Source organism: Bradyrhizobium sp. BR13661 (assembly GCF_029892425.1).
In the GTDB taxonomy this organism is placed as follows: domain Bacteria; phylum Pseudomonadota; class Alphaproteobacteria; order Rhizobiales; family Xanthobacteraceae; genus Bradyrhizobium.
Genome location: NZ_JARXWB010000006.1, coordinates 14,311 through 31,049 on the forward strand (window position 1 = coordinate 14,311; position 16,739 = coordinate 31,049).

A 16,739-nucleotide genomic window follows, 5' to 3' on the forward strand; every position below is an offset into this window, starting at 1 on the left:
ACAGCCTCATGTCCGGCTGAGCGCCGCCTTGGCGGCGGCCACGATCTTCGGTGCTTGCGGGAGTGCGGCGGTTTCGAGATGGCGAGGGTAGGGGATTGGCACTTCCTCGCTGCAGACCCGGCTGATCGGCGCATCGAGCGACCAGAAGGCCTGCTCGACGATACGCATGCCGACTTCCGCCGCCAGGCTTCCCGAACGCCAGCCTTCGTCGACAATGACAGCACGCCGCGTCTTGGCCACCGAAGCCATGATGGTGGCGTCATCGAGCGGCCGCAAGCTGCGCAAATCGATGACCTCGGCCTCGATGCCGTCGGCGGCGAGCGTGGTGGCCGCTTCCAGCGTCTTCCAGAGCGAGCCGCCATAGGTGATGAGGGAGATGTCGCGCCCCTCGCGGCGGACCGCGGCCTTGTCGATGTTCACCGCGCCCGCGCCGGACGCGAGCCGCCCGGACATGTTGTAGAGCATGACGTTCTCGAAGATCAGAACCGGGTCGGGTTCCTGCAACGCGGTCCACAGCATGCCGCGCGCGTCCTCCAGCGTCGCCGGTGCAAGCACCCTGATGCCGGGAATATGCGCGTACCAGCCTTCGAGGCTGTGGGAGTGCTGGGCTGCGAGCTGACGGCCGGCGCCGGTGGCCATGCGGATCACGAGCGGCACGCCGAACTGATTGCCAGACATATGGCGCACGGTCGCCGCATTGTTGAGGATCTGGTCCAGCGCGAGAAGGCTGAAGTTCACCGTCATCAGTTCGACGATCGGACGCATGCCGGCCATCGCTGCGCCGATGCCGGCGCCGGTGAATCCTGATTCGGAGAGCGGCGTATCGCGAATTCGTTCCGGCCCGAATTCGGCGAGCAGTCCGTGGCTCACCGCATAGCAGCCGCCATAGTGGCCGACGTCCTCACCCATCAGAAAAATGCGCTTGTCACGGCTAAGCGCGTCGCGGAGCGCCGCGCGTACCGCCTCGCGGTACGTCATTTCGACTGCGTCGGTCCTGGCTGTCTCCTGCTGCATGAGACCTCACTGCCCGGTGGGTACGGCGCTGTCCGCATAGACGAAGCGGCACAGCTGCTCGACCGGTTCCCACGTCCCTTTCTCGGCGAAGGAGACGGCTTCGGCGATCTCCACATCGATCTCCGTTGTCATGCGCGCTACTTCGTCCGGATGGACCATATGATTGGCTTCGAGCCATCCCTGGAAACGCAGGATCGGCTCGCGGGGTCGCCACGATTCGACCTCGGCCTTGTCACGGTAGAGCTGCGGATCGAACATTGAATGCGGGCGCAGCCGATAGGTGCGGCATTCCAGGAAATAAGGGTTGCGGGTTTCGCGTACCGCCTGCACCGCCCGGCGTGCCGCCGCCTCGACCGCCACGACATCCATTCCGTCGACGGCCTCCGATGTGATCCGATAGCATGCAGCCTTGCGTCCGATATCTGTCTCGGATTCCGAAAGCGCCAATGCGGTTCCCATGGCGTAGACATTGTTCTCGCAGATGAACAGCACAGGCAACTGCCACAACGCCGCCAGGTTCAGGCTTTCATGGAATTCGCCTTCGGCCACGGCGCCGTCGCCAAAGAAGCATGCCGTCACGAGATCATCGGCCTGCATATGGGAGGCGAGCGCAAGCCCGATCGCCAGCGGCAGGCCGCCGCCAACGATGGCGTTGCCGCCGTAAAAATTTGTCGCGGCGTTGAACAGATGCATGGAGCCGCCGCGTCCGCGGCTGCAACCTTCCTGCTTCCCGAACATCTCGGCCATCACGCTGGTCATAGGCACGCCGCGCACAAGTGCCTGTCCATGCTCGCGATAGGTCGCGACGATTCGATCGCGCTTCTCCAGCGCGGCAATGACGCCGACGGCAATCGCCTCCTCGCCGTCGTAGAGATGCATGAAGCCGCGGATCTTCTCCTGCGTGTACAATTCAGCGCATTTTTCCTCGAAGCGGCGGATGCGGATCATCTGCCTCAATAGACCCAGCATGTGCTCGCGCGACAAATGCGGTTTTGCGGCTGCAATCGTCATCGTTCCTCGCTTTCGAGGGTGGAGATGTCACCCTCGGGCAGGCCCAGTTCGCGCGCCTTGAGCAGGCGGCGCATGATCTTGCCGCTGCGGGTCTTGGGAAGATTCTGGCGAAACGCGATGTCCTTCGGCGCGACTGCGGGGCCAAGCCGCTGCCGGGCGTGTCCCAGGAGTTCCTTGCGCAGAGCGTCGCTTTCCGCAAAGCCCGGGTTAAGCGCGACATAAGCCTTGACCATTTCGCCGGCGGTAGGCTCGGGAATACCGATGACGCCTGCCTCGGCCACGGCCTTATGCTCCATCAGCGCACTTTCGACCTCGAACGGACCGATCAGATGGCCGGAGCTCTTGATGACGTCGTCGGCTCGGCCGACGAACCAGTAGTACCCGTCGCTGTCGCGCATCGCGAGATCGCCGGTGAGGTACCAGCCGCCGCCGAAACACTTCTTGTAGCGCGCTTCCTCGTTGAGATAGCCGCGCATCATCGATGGCCAGCCCGGACGCAAAGCAAGCTCGCCCATGGCCATTGGTTTGGTGATCTCGCGTATACCTCCGCCTTCGACGTGCTCCACGATGCCGGCCTCGATGCCCGGCAACGGTCGGCCCATCGATCCCGGCTTGACGTCCATCGACAGGAAATTGGTGATCATGATGCCGCCGGTCTCGGTCTGCCACCAATTGTCGTGGAACGGCTTGCCGAAGGCCTCCATAGCCCACACCACAGCTTCTGGATTGAGCGGCTCGCCGACGCTCGCCATCAGACGCAGCCGCGACAGGTCGTAGCGCTTGGCGAGGTCGACACCGGCCTTCATCAGCATCCGGATCGCGGTTGGCGCTGTGTACCAGATGGTTACCTTCTGGTCCTGCAGGATTCGATACCACCGCTCGGCGTCGAACTCGGCCTGATCAACGACCATGGTCACCCCATTGGTCAGCGGCGAGATGATCCCATAGGACGTGCCGGTGATCCAACCGGGATCGGCCGTGCACCAGAATATGTCGTCGGGATGGAAGTCCAGCACGAGCTTGCCGGTCACATTGTGGGCGACGACAGCCTCATGCACGTGGACCGCCCCTTTTGGCTTGCCCGTGGTGCCGCTGGTGAAATGCAGGAGAGCCATGTCTTCGGGAAGAGTCGACACCGTCTCTAATGCGTCAGAGGCTAGGGCGAGGGCGGCGCCAAGATCGATCGTACCCGGCGGGAGGTTGGCCGAGCATTCGGTCAGGAACACCGTCTCAAGGCTTGCAAGTTCCTTGCGCCAAGGCTCGATCTTGCGGCGATAGAAGGCTTCCGTGGTGATGAGCACCTTGGCCTCACCAATCGTCATACGCGCTTTGATGGGCTCCGGTCCGAAGGCAGAGAACAACGGCGAAAAGACGCTGCCATTCTTGAGCGTACCAAGCGCTGCAATGTAAAGTTCTGGCACTCGCCCGAGCAGTGAGAATACGCGATCACCCTTGCGGATTCCGTGTCGTACCAACGTGTTGGCAAAACGGTTCGCCTGAGCGCCAAGCGCAGCATAGGTGAAATCGCGGATGCTCTCGTTGCGGGCAATCCAGCGCAGTGCAAGCTTATTGCCGCGGCCCGCCGTTACATGACGGTCGATCGCCTCGTGGGCAATGTTGAGGCCACCGCCGGGAAGGCCGTTCAGAAGGGCTCGGGCGTCAGCCCATGAGAATGTGCGGGCATATTCATTATAGTCTGTGAGGTTTGCGCCCAAACAATCTTCAGGTCGCTTCCGGATCTTTTCCCACTTTGGCGGTATGGACCCCGCCTCGCGCGAGGCAGCAGAGCTCGTCGTGTCTGTGGCCGCCATCATTGAGCTCCACCTCGTTGGGACGGACATCAATTCGGTTGAAGGATCGGCTTGCGAAAGGGAAATGTGTTGATTTGCGTCAAAAATGCACCGCCCCTGAGCCTTAACAATTTTAAATCTGCCAGCGCGCCGCCCCGTGCTTGCGCGCAACCTCGGACACCTGGGCGCCGGACAACAGACTCTCGGCGACGATCCGAGCTCTCTCAGCTTCCCAACGCACGCACGAAGCGCAAAAGATCTGTTGATCCTGGTCAAACGATGCGGACCGGATCGACATAGCCTGAGTGTTTCTTTTCATGTTGGCCTTCAATGGTATTCCTCAGGCAATCCAGACCCGCTACTGCATTCGAGATGGCGCGTCGACGACGCGAAATCTCCCCACCCATTGTCTGCGATCGATATCAAGCGGGCGCAGGATGCCCTCCAGAACGACCCCTTCGTCATGGCGTACCCGGAATGGACGGCTGCCATCAAGCAAATGCTGGAAATGGGCGTGCGTGCCGAGCAGCAGGCGCTGGCCAAATGGGGCCTGAACTACGTTGTCAGTGAATATTTGCCGAAGAAGCTTGCCGACCCCAGCCGGTTCTTGCCGTAGGTCCCCCCGGCCGGTCGCAGAGCTACGATGGCGACTCCGCGACCGCCGTCTGGAGCTCAGGCTGCCTTGACCTCGATCTTCTTCGCGGGCTTCTGCGCTTCCGCGGTTTTCGGCAACGCGACCTTCAGAATGCCGTTCTTGAACGTGGCTTCGATCTTGCTCGAGTCGACGCCTTCGGGCAGCGCGAAATAGCGCTCGAACGCGCCGTAGCGCCGCTCGGAGACGTAGTAGTCCTTGTTCTTTTCTTCCTTTTCTTCCTTCTTCTCACCTTTGATGGTGAGCCCGCCGTTGGCGAGGTTCACCTCGATGTTCTTCTCATCGAGGCCCGGCAGCTCAGCCGTGATCTCGTAGCCCTTGTCGGTTTCGGCGACGTCGACCGCCGGTGTGGCGGCGAGCTTGGCCGGCCAGGCGCGCTCGAGTCCAGCGAGTGAGCGGAATGGCTGCCGCAGGAAGGACTCGCCAAAGTCCTCGAATAGACGGTCAACCTCCTTCTTCAGCGCTCCGAACGGGCGCCACGTGTCCTCCACGAGCGTCGGCACGCTGGGCTTCTTCGTAACGGGTAGCTTCGTTTCAGTCGCCATGATCAATCTCCTCTGTTGTTGGAGCCTCAATCCGGTGGCGCAACGCGATGATCGGATGGTTCCTCATCGCTGAATTCGCCGGCCGCAGGGAAGGTCAAATGAGGCTCTGAAGCTAGGCCCGATGCGACGTGCCCATGCGTTGATTTACGTCAACGCGCGCGACATCGTTCATGGACACAAAATGCGTTGCCTTTGGACGCTTCGAGGAGATCACGATGCGAAAATTGTCCTTGCTCGCCGTCGTCGCGGCGATCGTAGCTATCGGCGCCGGTGCGCCCACGAGCGCAGTGGCCGGCTGCTATCGTTTGGGCGAGACCGGCTATCACTGGTACCGTTCCTGCTGGGGCCCGTACTGGATTTATCCTCACCAGCGCGTCTGTCGGCGCGGCCATTGCTGGTACCGCTGAGCAGTGCTCCGACAAACATGAGAGTCTCGAGCAACGGTCCTCGTGGATCGGCTATCTCATTTTCGACTTCATTCTCACTGTGGCGCCATCGACGGCGAAGGAACCGTACCCACGGTGGTGAAGCGTCCTGGGATCTTTCTGGGCTGGGTCGATCCATGCTCGCATGACCTGCAGAATGAACAGATTGTAGCGGCGCACCATGCGGGTATCCGCCACGCGGCATTCGAGGTTGCAGAAGCACTCCTTGATCAAGGGTGCACGGAGTTGGCTGGCCGGGAGGGGAGTCAGTCCGAAGCGCTTGAACTTGTCGTTGTTGCGGCCGGAGCAATTGCCGACTTTAACGACCGCATCAGCAAGATTGCTTGCCGGGATTGCGATCACGGCCTCCCTGGTTGAGTGGAGCGCGGCGAAGCTGAAATTGGCTTCGCTGACGACGCAGGCGATGAGCGGCGGTTCAAATTCGGCCATCATATGCCACGACATGGTCATGACATTTGAATGTCCGCGGCTGGCCGTTGTCAGCAGAACGACAGGGCCGGGCTCGATCAGCTGGTAGACTCTTGAAAGTGCACGTTCTCGAAAGGCCATCGGTGCAATCCTATCGATCAGGCTTAGAGCCTCAGGGGCTCGACGCTCTCCGGACGAGCCGTCGTGATCAGGACGCCTGGACTACCTCTGATACCAGCCGACGAGAACAACTTCGCCCAGCCTAGACTTGCGGGCCTCTCGTTCGACCTCACGGCATGACGGATTTTCGTGCACCCGTAGACGATCAGTCGACAGAGCAAGGAGCCGAAAATGGTAGTGATGGATGCCATGTCCGGGGGGCGGACATGGCCCACCGTAGCCCATCTTTCGGAAGTCGTTGGCCGCCTGCTTCAGCTTGGTCTTCTGCGCAGCACTGTCGGAAAACCCGGTTTGGGTCGCCGGGATATCGTAGACCGCCCAGTGATGCCAGGTACCGCCAGGAGCATCCGGGTCATCGCAGAGAAGGACATAGCTGCGCGTTCCCTGGGGTGCATCTGACCATTCAAGCGGTGGGGAGACATTGTCGCCGTCACACGTGAACCGTCGCGGAATGGCTGATCCATCCGCGAAGGCCTCCGAGAGCAGTTTCATGTGTCCTCCTAGCTGGCGGCGCGTGCTGACCCGGGCGCCTGCAGATATCGCTCGAACCATCGACCAGCCTGAGCGATCACGGCCTCCATCGCTCCGGGTTCGGGAAACAGGTGCGTCGCGCCAGGAACGATTTCGAGCGCCTTGGGACCGCGAAGACGGTCGAGCGCCTCTTCGTTGAGTTCGATAACGCCGAGATCGGCGCCTCCTACGATCAACAGGGTCGGCGCCCGGACGAGCAGCAGGGCCTCGCCGGCCAAATCCGGACGCCCGCCGCGCGAGACCACGGCCGCAATGCGATCGGGAAGACGTGCGGCCGCGACGAGGGCGGCCGCTGCCCCGGTGCTGGCCCCGAACAATCCGACAGGAAGGCTGGCGATGGCCCGTGTCTGGTCCTCGAGCCAATTGACCGCCGCCACCAGCCGCCCAGCCAGCAACCCGACATCGAACACGTTGGCGCGATCCTGCTCCTCCTGTGGCGTGAGAAGGTCGAACAGCAGCGTCGCGAAGCCGCGTTCGTTCAGTGCTTCTGCAACTGCGGTGTTCCGCGGGCTGAAGCGGCTCGAGCCGCTGCCATGCGCGAAGGCGATCAGGCCGCGCGCATTGCCCGGAACAGACAGGCCTCCTGGCAGGCCAAACGGTGGAATGCAAACATCATGCGGCTGCATGGCTCGGTCCTCCGGTCAGCCCTGCAGATTCCGCAACGAGAGCGGCAGGTGGACCATGAGCTTTTCGAATTCGCCCTGATCCAGCTTTTCCCAGAGGACCTCGTAAACGCCACGAGCTGCCCTGAGCGGATTTGTCGGGAACTGCGGGGGAAGCTCCCTGGCGATATGTTCGGCGAACTCCTCGACGTGACGTTCCTTCGTCGGAGTTCTCGCCATGTGCCAGCCCTCATAGTAGATGCCGCGCACCATGGTCGGTAGCTGAGCACCGAGCTTGACGGCGACCTCCGGCGGCAGCCGATCGCGCAGAGCATGCAGCACGGCTCGCAATGCACTGTAGGCGTGATGACGGTTCTCCAGGGCGAGCTGCTCGTCGATTGCCTTGAGCCAAACATTCGTTTCCTGGACCGTGTGGTCCAAAACGGTCACACCTGTGGACGTGCTCATGGCGTTTGCTCCCGGTCATAGAAGATCAGCGATTAGTTGCTGCCCTGCGCCAGGCCGCTTTGACGTGCCGCAAGGTTTCGCGTGAGGAGAGCAAAAAGGAACGTCCCCGGAACTGGGCGTCGCGGCGGCGGAAATTGCGTGGCGGGTTTGGGGGATCCACGCGCTAAACGAACTACAGAACGGCGTGGGGTCTTGTTGATGGAGATCAAGTCCGATCTGCAATGTATCGAGCAGCATCGCTTTTATAAGCGCCTTATCTGAGGAGACAGATCATGCGAACTCCTGCTCGAATCGAATTCGAAAACCTGACTCCGACCTCGGAACTGCAAGCTGCGATCGACCAGCACATGTCCCAGCTGGAAAAACGCTACGGTCGAGCGACAGCAGGGCGCGTCATCGTGCGAGGCCCCGGTGATCGTCACAAGACAGGCGGCCAGTATCAGGTGAGCATCCGGCTCGCCCTTCCCGAAGGGCGCGAGGTCGATGTCGGACGGACGCCGAAGGAAGACGAACGGTACGCCGATCTGACCTTTGCGGTGGATGATGCATTCAAGCGCGCGCGACGGCAATTGCAGGACCAGGTTCGCCTCATGAGCGGCCAAACCAAGGTTCATGAACAGCAAGCCATTGGCACCGTGCTACGGATCGATTCAAGCGGTGAGTTCGGCTTTCTCGCGGCTGCCGACGGCCATGAGATCTATTTCAATTGCCACAGTGTTCTGGAGAACCGCGCGAACATCGCCGTGGGCGCACGTGTCAGCTATCATGAGGAGATGGGCGAGAAGGGACCGCAGGCGAGCACGGTCAGGGTTCTCAGCGGACACGGCATGCGCGTATAGGTGGCTTCAGATGCGAATTGGTAGTGCGTGACGATGGATAGTAGCTGGATGCCTCGAGACGCTTTGACGAGGAGCGATCGAATGCGCCTGTTCGCTTTGCATGGAAGTTCCGAGTTGGGCGAGCAAATCGCTACCTCGTTGGGCTGCAAGCTTGCAGCTCATGAGGAGCGCAGCTTCGAAGACGGCGAACATAAGGTGCGCCCGCTCGATACGGTTGCCGGTCACGACGTCTTCGTTGTTCACAGTCTTTTTGGGGGACCCGTCGAAAGTCCGAATGACAAGCTTTGCCGTCTGCTCTTTTTCATCGGTGCGTTGAGAGATGCGGGTGCAGCCAACGTGACCGCGGTCACGCCCTATCTCTGCTATGCGAGAAAGGATCGTCGAACGAAAGAGAACGATCCGGTGACCATACGGTATCTGGCATCTCTATTTGAGGCGGTTGGCACGAGCAGGATCGTCACACTCGATGTGCATAACGAGGCAGCCTTCGAGAACGCGTTTCGCTGTCCGTCCATTGCACTCACGACAGCGCCGTTGCTGATTGGAAAGATCAAGTCGTTGGCGGGCGACAGGCCGATCAGCATTATCTCGCCTGACCTGGGTGGCGGAAAGCGAGCCGATCTGTTGCGCGAAGCGCTTGAGAAGGCGTTGCAGAGACCGATAGGAAAGGCATTCGTCGAGAAACATCGCAGCTCTGGCCGTGTGTCTGGCGACCTTTTTGCCGGTGAGGTGTCTGAAGCGTTTTGCGTGGTTGTTGACGATCTGATCAGCAGCGGCGGAACCCTCGTCCGCGCGGCGAAGGCGGCACGGGCGCATGGAGCGAGACATGTCATCGCGTGCGTGGCCCATGGCCTGTTCATGCCCGGAGCTGAAACAGCGCTCGCCGATCCATCGATCGACCGCATCGTCGCCACGGACACTGTTCCGTCGTTCCGGCTGCCTCCGGGGCCGGTGCTTGCGAAGCTTGATGTGATTTCGGCGGCGCCGCTGCTGGCCGAGGCCGTCCGGCGGCTGCATCACAACGAGTCACTGGCCGATCTGTTGATGTATCAGGCCTGACGAGGCCTGCTTGATTCACGGGCGAGGAGCTGTTCGAGCCGCTTGGCATCGGCTTCGGCAAGGGCGAGGTAGGCATGCGCGAGGCGCGGCCACTTTTCCGGTGTGCGCGGGTGCGGATCGATCAAATGCGCAATCGAAAGGCGGGCGCGCAGCATCGCCCGGCCGATTCGATAAAACAAAAAGATGCCGCTTGCCGGGTCATCGTGCAGCTTTCGCGCAAGGCGTTGCCGAACCGCATCGCCGAACCAGCGAGCGCCGAGCCTCTCGCATTCCAGGTGCAGAAACGCGACCTCGTCCAAGGCGTCGTTCGCCCGCAAGCGGGAGTTGAACTCAAGACAATCGATGATTGGGAATGGAGGACTGAGCCAGATGTGCTCAGGCCTCAGGTCGCCATGGCCATCGACGACGAGCCTTCGGGAAACCCGCTCAGCCAGCAGTCGAGCACCATGTTTGAGAAACCGTCGTTGAACGGACGCGATACGTAGAATCTTGCCACGCGGCAGGTCGAAACGACCATTTAGCAGCATTTGCCAATCGAGGACGGCAGCTTCGGACAGCGAAGCCAGATAGGTCTGTGGCGCGACCAAGACGCGCGCGGCATGCGCGTAGAAGCCTGCGAAAATCGCTGCGAGCCGCTCGGCGTCGGCAGGGCGAGCACTGCCTTTGCGCAGCTTGGCCTCGAGCGTTTCGTCCTCATTTAGCCTGCGCATCACAACGAGCCAGTCAGCGACCGGCCCGGAGCCGCCGATCGCATACCCTGGGCAGCTTTCGGTCAGCGGCACGACACCCAGATAGACGTCGGGCGCAAGCCGCCGGTTGAGGCTGGCTTCAGCCTGGCACGCCGCCTTGCGTCGAGCCGACGTCGAAAAGTCGAGGTACGGAAAGCGTACCGGCTTCTTGAGCTTGTAGACCCGCGCGCCGTTCATGAAGACCCAGGACATATGGGTCTCGCGCGCCTGGAGGCGATCGGGAACGGGAGTATAGTTCTCGGGGCAACGCAGGAAGGCGACCTTGCGAGCAAGGGCAGAGATACTGACGTTCTCGTCATCCCCGGTCGAAGGTTCGTCCTGGCGATCCAGCATGGTGACCTATTGCCAAACGAAGAGGGAGGCGGTTTGACACGGATCAACGATGCGGGGCGGCAGAGCAATAGTCTGGATGAAATTCAAACGGATCCGCCGCTATGCTCTTTCAAGACAGAGAAGATGCCGGCCGTCAGCTGGCCAGAGCCTTGAAGAAATACAGTGGTCGCCATCCCGTGGTCCTGGCACTGCCCCGCGGCGGCGTTCCGGTGGCGGCGGAGGTGGCCGAAGAGCTGGACGCGCCTCTCGACCTGGTTCTGGTGCGCAAGATCGGCGTTCCCATGCAGCCGGAGCTGGCGATGGGCGCGGTGGTGGACGGGGAGCAGCCGATCATCGTCCGCAATCAGGACGTCATCGAACTGGGGGGCGTAAGCGAGGGGACATTCGACGCGGTCTGCAAAGAAGAGCTCGACGAGATCGAGCGGCGGCGCGCCTGCTATCTTGGCGACCGCGCCCGATCTGATGTCAAAGGGCAAGTAGCAATTATCGTTGACGATGGTATTGCGACTGGCGCGACGACGCTCGCTGCGATCCGGGCGATTCGAAAGCGAGAGCCGAAGGAATTGATCCTTGCTGTACCGGTTGCGCCGCTCGATACGCTGCAGCGGCTGCGTGCGGAGGTCGATGCAATCGTTTGCCTGGATACGCCGCAGGACTTTGTCGCGATCGGCTACTATTACCGCGATTTTCGTCAGGTCAGCGATAACGAGGTCATCGCAATTTTGAAGCGGTTTCCGGCCAAGAAGATGGCGGCACAGCGCTAAGACACGCTGAAGTCGGCGCACGCGACGAGGCGATGGCCCGAAAGAGGGCGTGAGGATCAGGCCACCGCTCCACGCGACTATCCCACGGCCCTCACGGACGCTTACGGATCGAGTGGTTCGGCGTAAAATTTGTGTCAGGAAATATGCGTGCGGGTTCGCGCGATGATGCCCGCAGCGATTTGCATGGACGCGCCAAGCGCCCAGCCCAAGAACACAGCCATCGCATCGCGAGGGCGCGCAATCTCATCGAGGATGATGCTGCTCACCGCAATCACCGCCACAACTGCGGTCAGAAAGGTACCCGTCGCACTGAGCAGCTCGACGGCGTCCGCCCTGGACCCAAAACCGCGCAGCGACCACGCTCGCAGCTTCTCTGGAGCAGGAGGCAGATCGATGCCGAGATAGAAGCCGATCGCACCGTAAATCATCATGCCGAGGATTGCGGCGCCGGAGCCAATCAAATTGAAATCGGACCTTGCAATGTGGGCCGCGACGAACAGCCCGCACGAGCCACCGGTCAAGGCAAGTCCTGTTCGCTCCACGACATGGGCGAGCCTGCTAAGAAGGGAGCGCATTCTCCAACTTTGGTGACGTTCAACCATGGTTCAATCCGACCAATCGCTCGCGGCGGCTAATTGAACAAGCGCGCCATTCTGCAACTCACCCAGTCGCTCAACCCGGGCTAAGTAAAATTCCGGCGCATCATATTGAATGCTCGATACGTCTCTACTAACGATTGACACGTGCGGCGGCTTCGGCTTCAGCCAAAAATCGGTCCATGACTCGGCGAACCTCCTGAGCTGAGATCCCGGCGGCCCCGAGATCAGCTGCGATCCGGTCGATCGTCAGCGCTACCGTTGGATTTGCGACGTCGGCCGCCATTATTTCACGGGCGTATGTCTCAGCCGCTTCGCCGGACTTGCCGAGGCGCTGTGCTGCCCATTGCGCAAGGGAAGCTACCGCGTACTCCCGCGCTCTGAATTTCAGCTCTTCGCGATGCGCGAATTCCGCCTCAAATGCGCTCTCGCGCTTATCGAACGACGTCATATTCATTTCCCCACTCAGAACTGGAAAACTAGCTGGCAAACAGGGTCGATCGTTGATTCAGGTCAACACGCTTCATCCTTTGGCTCGGCCGAGGTTGTCTTGCGACCAAATACGCATCAATTGCCGCTCTTGGTCGCATGTCTGAAGTGGGGCAGGGTTGGCGCATGTGCGCGGCAAGAATTCGAAGCGCAGGGCGTTGCTTGAGCGCTGAAAAAAATCGCGATTGTTGGAACTTGAACGGGTCTTCCAATTGAGGACGAACAACGCATGCAGTGTGGGTTGGTAGCGCGTCCCCCGCCTCCAAACTACGATTTGTTACGCCAGGCTGCGATTGAGCACGATTTGATCCGCCTGAAGGTGGCGTCGACGTGCCTGCAAGGGCGCTCAAGAGGCGGCGCGCAGAGGGGCTGTCGCCAGGATGCTTCTCGACCGGCTAACGAGCAGAGCCTGCGATGGCGCGAACGCTTCCAGCCCGCGATTGCAAGGATAACGCTGCACCCGATGATATTGCTGAGGAATAGGGACGCCATTTTCCAATCGCCCTGGTTCTCGATTGCATAAGCCATGCCTGACGCGTGCGAAGCGAGAAACAGCGCCCACGTCCCAAACGAGATGGCTTCGGCACCGCTCCGGTCTTTGATTGCCTTGCTGATCTGGGGCACGTAAGCGAGAAATCGAAGGCTGTTGAAAATCGTGAACACAGCTAACGTGGCGTCTGCGGTCGACATCGGCGGACCAGTCTCATTGAGCGCGGCGAAGGCGGAGACAAGAACAAATATCGGGAGATGCGGGCTCAAACCCTGAGCCGAAGTCGGTGCCGTGAGTAGAAAACACGTCGTGGGTATTGTTTCCCAGGTTGATGGTCGTTGCTTGCAATTGCTTCCCCAAAGCTGAACAGGCGGGGCGCGACGTCGGGTCGATAGACGGGAATCGAATTAGAGCGTCGCCAAATTAGCCGTACGGCGACTCCGCTGCATCCTCCGATCGGACGATATTAGCTGCAAGGAATGTGTGTGACCGGAATATCCCGTGAAGTTTCGAGCGGACTATTCATCGGGGACCCATCGGCAGGGCACATCGAGTCCGTCTTGGCGAATCTCCTCGGCAAGTGAGCTTCGCGGTCGACTCGGGCATGTCGCCTCGTTTGGGGGGCTTCTGCTGCACTTCCCCGATTTCGCGATCGCAAGGAGTGTGCGTAGCTTCGCGGGCGTTGGTCTGGAGATATCCTCGATGATGTGTGGGGCCAGTTTCAAGTCGAGCGACGCTTTGCCGACAAGCAATTCGATAGCAGACCAGACTTGACACATCGGCGCGTCATGGCGTCGCCGATAAGCCAACAATCCTCAACGTCTGCTGAGCTTGCTCGCCCCGGCGGACGTCGATCCGCGACCAGTTCGTATTCAGCCGCATGATCGGCAGCCTACGCCAAGAATCCGCCGCGCCGCCCGCGCTAGCAGCGCGAGATCCGCGATCTCGCGCAACTTGGCGAAGACGTTGCTCATGTCACTGATATCTCTGGACGGCGCAGCCGCGTTCGTCGCGTTGCTCTCATTCGAGAAAGGATCTCGAGTCTGCGACCCCAGTGCCGATGTGCCGGTCCACGCGAACGACGCGGTTTGCATCAGAATGGCGACTCCGTTCGATATCGGGAGGCTCGCGGACCATTTCGCAAATCTCTCTCCAGCCTCGCGCAACAAGCGGTTCATGGGGGCAACGACCGACTTCATTGGGGCGGCATCCGACTGCCTGTCGCAGCCGTGCGACGCCGACAGGTTCGCGCTGCTGGCCGAGGTCAAGCATGATGGGCGCAGCCTCGTGATCGGCGAGGCGCGGTATGTCTTCGACCGCACGTCCGGCTACGGCGAATTCGCGCTCTCGGTGGCCGACGGCTTCCAGCGGCGGGGGATAGGCCTCGCGTTACTGGTGGCGATCGAGACCCGCGCAGCCGGTCTCGGTCACGCCTTGATCTCGGCCGAAACGACGCGGACCAACGCCGAGATGGGAGGGCTCGCGAAAAAGGCGGGATATGTCGACGCCGAGTTCGTCGACTGGCAGTCGGTTCGCTTCGTGAAGGGGCTGCCTCGGACAGATGGCCCGAAATAGCAAGGTCTGCCCGGGCAAGTCGGCCGCGGTCCTCTTGGATATGGGAAGCACCCTTCCTCCGATCGGAGGATGTGACTTCGGCTGCCGGCAGCTATCGGCATGTCTCCAGGAGTTTCGCGCAAATTACTTTCACTTGGGATATGGCAGATCTGCAACCACACATCATCGAGCTGGCCACGGCCAATCTTCCGGCACACGACCGGATCGCGGCTTGGCGGGAATACCTTTGCCGCGCGATGTTCAAGGTCGACGTGGAGCCGGTCCGGGACGTTGCCCTCCAGGCCCGATTCCGCTCGCTGTCGTTGCCCGGTCTGCACCTGATGGATGCGGCCTCATCGCCGGCGACGATTCTGCGCGGTGCCCTCCACGTGGCCGATGGCAATGACGACGTCGTGGTCGTGATCAATCGCGCCGGCGCCGCGCGGGTTACGTCACACGGTCGGGAGCAGGACCTGGGCGTGGGCGAGGCGATCATTCTCAGCGGAGGCGAGTCCGCTGCATTCAATCGGATGAGCCATGGCCATTCGATCAGCCTGCGCATGCCTCGCGCGCTGTTCGAAGCGACGGTCTTTGCCGCCGACGATGCGCTGATGCGAGTGATCCCCGCACAGTCCGCCGCGCTACGGCTTCTGGTGCACTATGTCTGCTGGCTGATGCATGGCGACGAGCTGCTTGAGCCTGGCCTTCCCGGGCTTTCGGTGCAGCACGTGCGAAGCCTCTTGGCGCTGGCGTTGGCGCCCGCACGGGAATTCGGCGAAACGGCCTCCACCCGCAGTGTGCGCGCGGCGCGTCTGCGGGCTGCAAAGTCCCACATCGCCCGCCACTGCGGTCTCCGGAGCATCTCGCTCGAGAACGTGGCCACCACGCTCAACGTGACGCCACGTTACATCCAGCGTCTGTTCGAGGCCGCTGGCACCACATTCACCGCATTCCTGACCGTTCAGCGTCTGGCGCAGGCGCACCGGATGCTCTGCTCGCCCACCTCGCAACACTTGACGGTCAGCTCGATCGCCTATGAGGCCGGCTTTGGGGATCTCTCTCATTTCAATCGGTGCTTCCGTCGTCACTACGGCCTGACCCCGCGCGAAGTGCGCGGGGATCGGGCAATGCCGGTCGTTCTCCCATGATCAGGATGACGGTCACCAGCAAGAAATTCCCGGAGGACTCCGCTCTGCGGGATGTCGCCGGCGATCTCGGCCGCGTCACCCGGCATTCGGTCGACGTCAAATCCCTTCGCGACGGGCCTGCGGGATACGAGGCCAATTTCGTGGCGCTGGGCGGCCTACTTGCGGCGCATATCTCCGCCAGCAATCTCTTCATGTCGGCGAGGCCGCTCCAGGGAGTAGGCGACTACGCTCAGATCTACTGTCAACTGGCGGGCGGCCGGCACATCGAGCAAGCTGGCCGGACGGCCATCATCTGCGCAGGGGCCGGCGGAATGCACGCAGGGAATGCGCAGGTCGAGGTTCGGACGCCGGCGGAAAAATGCCTCGGTCTCCTCGTGCCGCGCCAGGAGATTCGGGAGTTCATCAGAAGCGAGGACGACCTGGTCTGCCGCTCTCTCAACGAGCGGCGCACGGAGCTCGGCCTTCTCGGCAATTATCTGCGATCTCTGCTCGATGGCGACGTCCTGCTCGATGGTCTCACGGAGACCGTCGTCGCGCAGCAGCTCGTTCAATTGGCCGCACTCGCCATCGACGGAAACGGTCGCGGTCGCGACGCGGCGGAGGACGAGACCCTTCCCGCCGCACGGCTCATCGCGGCAAAGAGGTTCGTCGATCGGAATCTCGTCGACCCCGCTCTCGATCTCGAGAAGATCGCGGGCAATCTTGGAATTTCGGTTTCCTATGTGAAGAAGCTGTTCGAGCGGGGTGGATCTTCGCCGGCACGGTACATTCGTGAACGCAGGCTCGATCGTGCGGCGAAATTGCTGACCGCATCGGAGGGCCGGAAGAAGATCATTGATATCGCGCTTTCCTGCGGGTGGAGCGATATCTCCAGTTTTAATCGCGCCTTTCGACGTCATTTCGACGTGGCGCCGTCCGAGATGCAAGATGAAGCGAATGCCGCTATGCGGCTGCGAAAGAATGGCGATCGATAGGTCGTCCCTATTCGTAATTTCTCTTTCCCGTCATTCGCGGTTGCTGGCATGGCTCTCTGTCGCGCGCGGTGCGCGCGCCTTCTTGCTGTTCCCCTAG

General features: G+C 61.3%; 19 protein-coding genes. 8 read left to right on the plus strand and 11 right to left on the minus strand.

From position 1 onward, the window contains the following. Positions 1-6 precede the first annotated feature (6 nt). From M2427_RS11635 to acsA, 3 genes are read right to left on the minus strand one after another with little or no spacing between them, the layout of a single operon-like run. On the minus strand, positions 7-1,014 hold the full coding sequence (locus M2427_RS11635) for an alpha-ketoacid dehydrogenase subunit beta (protein ID WP_280706441.1): 1,008 nt from the start codon (positions 1,012-1,014) through the stop codon (positions 7-9). A 6-nt stretch (positions 1,015-1,020) separates the two neighbouring features. Continuing rightward, complete coding sequence (gene pdhA, locus M2427_RS11640; RefSeq protein ID WP_280706442.1) at positions 1,021-2,025, minus strand: pyruvate dehydrogenase (acetyl-transferring) E1 component subunit alpha; 1,005 nt, start codon at positions 2,023-2,025, stop codon at positions 1,021-1,023. Further along, on the minus strand, positions 2,022-3,986 hold the full coding sequence (acsA, locus tag M2427_RS11645) for an acetate--CoA ligase (protein ID WP_280706443.1): 1,965 nt from the start codon (positions 3,984-3,986) through the stop codon (positions 2,022-2,024). The genes pdhA and acsA overlap by 4 nt, the downstream gene beginning before the upstream one ends. A 91-nt stretch (positions 3,987-4,077) precedes the next feature. Here acsA and M2427_RS11650 point away from each other — a divergent pair, with 91 nt between their 5' ends. Continuing rightward, positions 4,078-4,431: a hypothetical protein gene (locus tag M2427_RS11650; RefSeq protein ID WP_280706444.1), complete on the plus strand. Its 354-nt coding sequence runs from the start codon at positions 4,078-4,080 to the stop codon at positions 4,429-4,431. A gap of 56 nt (positions 4,432-4,487) precedes the next feature. On the opposite strand, the gene M2427_RS11655 is transcribed toward M2427_RS11650, so the two are convergent. After that, a complete protein-coding gene (locus M2427_RS11655) occupies positions 4,488-5,012 on the minus strand; it encodes an Hsp20/alpha crystallin family protein (RefSeq protein ID WP_280706445.1) in 525 nt (174 codons plus the stop codon). 215 nt (positions 5,013-5,227) lie between these two features. Here M2427_RS11655 and M2427_RS11660 point away from each other — a divergent pair, with 215 nt between their 5' ends. Then, positions 5,228-5,419, plus strand: a complete 192-nt coding sequence (locus M2427_RS11660; protein WP_280706446.1) for a hypothetical protein — start codon at positions 5,228-5,230, stop codon at positions 5,417-5,419. A 51-nt stretch (positions 5,420-5,470) separates the two neighbouring features. Here M2427_RS11660 and M2427_RS11665 read toward each other — a convergent pair whose 3' ends face one another. The 4 genes from M2427_RS11665 to M2427_RS11680 form a co-directional block, all read right to left on the minus strand. After that, on the minus strand, positions 5,471-6,007 hold the full coding sequence (locus tag M2427_RS11665; RefSeq protein WP_280706447.1) for a flavin reductase family protein: 537 nt from the start codon (positions 6,005-6,007) through the stop codon (positions 5,471-5,473). A gap of 81 nt (positions 6,008-6,088) precedes the next feature. After that, entirely contained in the window at positions 6,089-6,538 is a 450-nt protein-coding gene (locus M2427_RS11670; RefSeq protein WP_280706448.1) for a YbhB/YbcL family Raf kinase inhibitor-like protein, read from the minus strand. A gap of 8 nt (positions 6,539-6,546) precedes the next feature. Then, positions 6,547-7,203: an alpha/beta fold hydrolase gene (locus M2427_RS11675; RefSeq protein WP_280706449.1), complete on the minus strand. Its 657-nt coding sequence runs from the start codon at positions 7,201-7,203 to the stop codon at positions 6,547-6,549. Positions 7,204-7,218: 15 nt separating this feature from the next. Then, positions 7,219-7,647, minus strand: coding sequence for a DUF2267 domain-containing protein (locus M2427_RS11680; protein WP_280706451.1), 429 nt, complete (start codon positions 7,645-7,647; stop codon positions 7,219-7,221). A 272-nt stretch (positions 7,648-7,919) separates the two neighbouring features. Here M2427_RS11680 and M2427_RS11685 point away from each other — a divergent pair, with 272 nt between their 5' ends. After that, on the plus strand, positions 7,920-8,486 hold the full coding sequence (locus tag M2427_RS11685) for an HPF/RaiA family ribosome-associated protein (RefSeq protein ID WP_280706452.1): 567 nt from the start codon (positions 7,920-7,922) through the stop codon (positions 8,484-8,486). Positions 8,487-8,567: 81 nt separating this feature from the next. Then, positions 8,568-9,545 (plus strand): ribose-phosphate diphosphokinase, encoded by a 978-nt coding sequence (gene prs, locus M2427_RS11690; RefSeq protein ID WP_280706453.1) that lies wholly within the window; start codon positions 8,568-8,570, stop codon positions 9,543-9,545. Here the strand turns inward: prs and M2427_RS11695 are convergent. Continuing rightward, positions 9,536-10,627: a hypothetical protein gene (locus tag M2427_RS11695; protein WP_280706455.1), complete on the minus strand. Its 1,092-nt coding sequence runs from the start codon at positions 10,625-10,627 to the stop codon at positions 9,536-9,538. The two genes, prs and M2427_RS11695, sit on opposite strands and share 10 nt — an antisense overlap. Positions 10,628-10,728: 101 nt before the next feature. Here M2427_RS11695 and M2427_RS11700 point away from each other — a divergent pair, with 101 nt between their 5' ends. Then, positions 10,729-11,391 (plus strand): phosphoribosyltransferase, encoded by a 663-nt coding sequence (locus M2427_RS11700; RefSeq protein ID WP_280706457.1) that lies wholly within the window; start codon positions 10,729-10,731, stop codon positions 11,389-11,391. Between the two features lie 134 nt (positions 11,392-11,525). Here the strand turns inward: M2427_RS11700 and M2427_RS11705 are convergent, their stop codons facing one another. Further along, on the minus strand, positions 11,526-11,993 hold the full coding sequence (locus M2427_RS11705) for a hypothetical protein (RefSeq protein ID WP_280706458.1): 468 nt from the start codon (positions 11,991-11,993) through the stop codon (positions 11,526-11,528). 127 nt (positions 11,994-12,120) lie between these two features. After that, positions 12,121-12,438 (minus strand): DUF1476 domain-containing protein, encoded by a 318-nt coding sequence (locus M2427_RS11710; RefSeq protein WP_280706459.1) that lies wholly within the window; start codon positions 12,436-12,438, stop codon positions 12,121-12,123. Positions 12,439-14,064: 1,626 nt separating this feature from the next. On the opposite strand from M2427_RS11710, the gene M2427_RS11715 reads away from it, so the two are divergent. The 3 genes from M2427_RS11715 (at position 14,065) to M2427_RS11725 (ending at position 16,642) form a co-directional block, all read left to right on the plus strand. Beyond that, positions 14,065-14,541: a GNAT family N-acetyltransferase gene (locus M2427_RS11715; protein ID WP_280706460.1), complete on the plus strand. Its 477-nt coding sequence runs from the start codon at positions 14,065-14,067 to the stop codon at positions 14,539-14,541. Positions 14,542-14,612: 71 nt separating this feature from the next. Continuing rightward, positions 14,613-15,668 carry an AraC family transcriptional regulator gene (locus M2427_RS11720; RefSeq protein WP_280706461.1) on the plus strand — a complete coding sequence of 352 codons (1,056 nt, stop codon included), beginning with the start codon at positions 14,613-14,615 and terminating at the stop codon, positions 15,666-15,668. Positions 15,669-15,673: 5 nt separating this feature from the next. Then, positions 15,674-16,642: an AraC family transcriptional regulator gene (locus M2427_RS11725; protein WP_280706791.1), complete on the plus strand. Its 969-nt coding sequence runs from the start codon at positions 15,674-15,676 to the stop codon at positions 16,640-16,642. Positions 16,643-16,739: the final 97 nt, after the last annotated feature.

Excerpts from the sequence above, each read along its gene's own strand:
- M2427_RS11635 (WP_280706441.1), bottom strand. The coding sequence starts at position 1,014 with ATGCAGCAGGAGACAGCCAGGACCGACGCAGTCGAAATGACGTACCGC.
- pdhA (WP_280706442.1), bottom strand. The coding sequence starts at position 2,025 with ATGACGATTGCAGCCGCAAAACCGCATTTGTCGCGCGAGCACATGCTG.
- M2427_RS11655 (WP_280706445.1), bottom strand. The coding sequence starts at position 5,012 with ATGGCGACTGAAACGAAGCTACCCGTTACGAAGAAGCCCAGCGTGCCG.
- M2427_RS11660 (WP_280706446.1), top strand. The coding sequence starts at position 5,228 with ATGCGAAAATTGTCCTTGCTCGCCGTCGTCGCGGCGATCGTAGCTATC.
- M2427_RS11665 (WP_280706447.1), bottom strand. The coding sequence starts at position 6,007 with ATGGCCTTTCGAGAACGTGCACTTTCAAGAGTCTACCAGCTGATCGAG.
- M2427_RS11670 (WP_280706448.1), bottom strand. The coding sequence starts at position 6,538 with ATGAAACTGCTCTCGGAGGCCTTCGCGGATGGATCAGCCATTCCGCGA.
- M2427_RS11675 (WP_280706449.1), bottom strand. The coding sequence starts at position 7,203 with ATGCAGCCGCATGATGTTTGCATTCCACCGTTTGGCCTGCCAGGAGGC.
- M2427_RS11680 (WP_280706451.1), bottom strand. The coding sequence starts at position 7,647 with ATGAGCACGTCCACAGGTGTGACCGTTTTGGACCACACGGTCCAGGAA.
- M2427_RS11685 (WP_280706452.1), top strand. The coding sequence starts at position 7,920 with ATGCGAACTCCTGCTCGAATCGAATTCGAAAACCTGACTCCGACCTCG.
- prs (WP_280706453.1), top strand. The coding sequence starts at position 8,568 with ATGCGCCTGTTCGCTTTGCATGGAAGTTCCGAGTTGGGCGAGCAAATC.
- M2427_RS11695 (WP_280706455.1), bottom strand. The coding sequence starts at position 10,627 with ATGCTGGATCGCCAGGACGAACCTTCGACCGGGGATGACGAGAACGTC.
- M2427_RS11700 (WP_280706457.1), top strand. The coding sequence starts at position 10,729 with ATGCTCTTTCAAGACAGAGAAGATGCCGGCCGTCAGCTGGCCAGAGCC.
- M2427_RS11705 (WP_280706458.1), bottom strand. The coding sequence starts at position 11,993 with ATGGTTGAACGTCACCAAAGTTGGAGAATGCGCTCCCTTCTTAGCAGG.
- M2427_RS11710 (WP_280706459.1), bottom strand. The coding sequence starts at position 12,438 with ATGACGTCGTTCGATAAGCGCGAGAGCGCATTTGAGGCGGAATTCGCG.
- M2427_RS11715 (WP_280706460.1), top strand. The coding sequence starts at position 14,065 with ATGGCGACTCCGTTCGATATCGGGAGGCTCGCGGACCATTTCGCAAAT.
- M2427_RS11725 (WP_280706791.1), top strand. The coding sequence starts at position 15,674 with ATGACGGTCACCAGCAAGAAATTCCCGGAGGACTCCGCTCTGCGGGAT.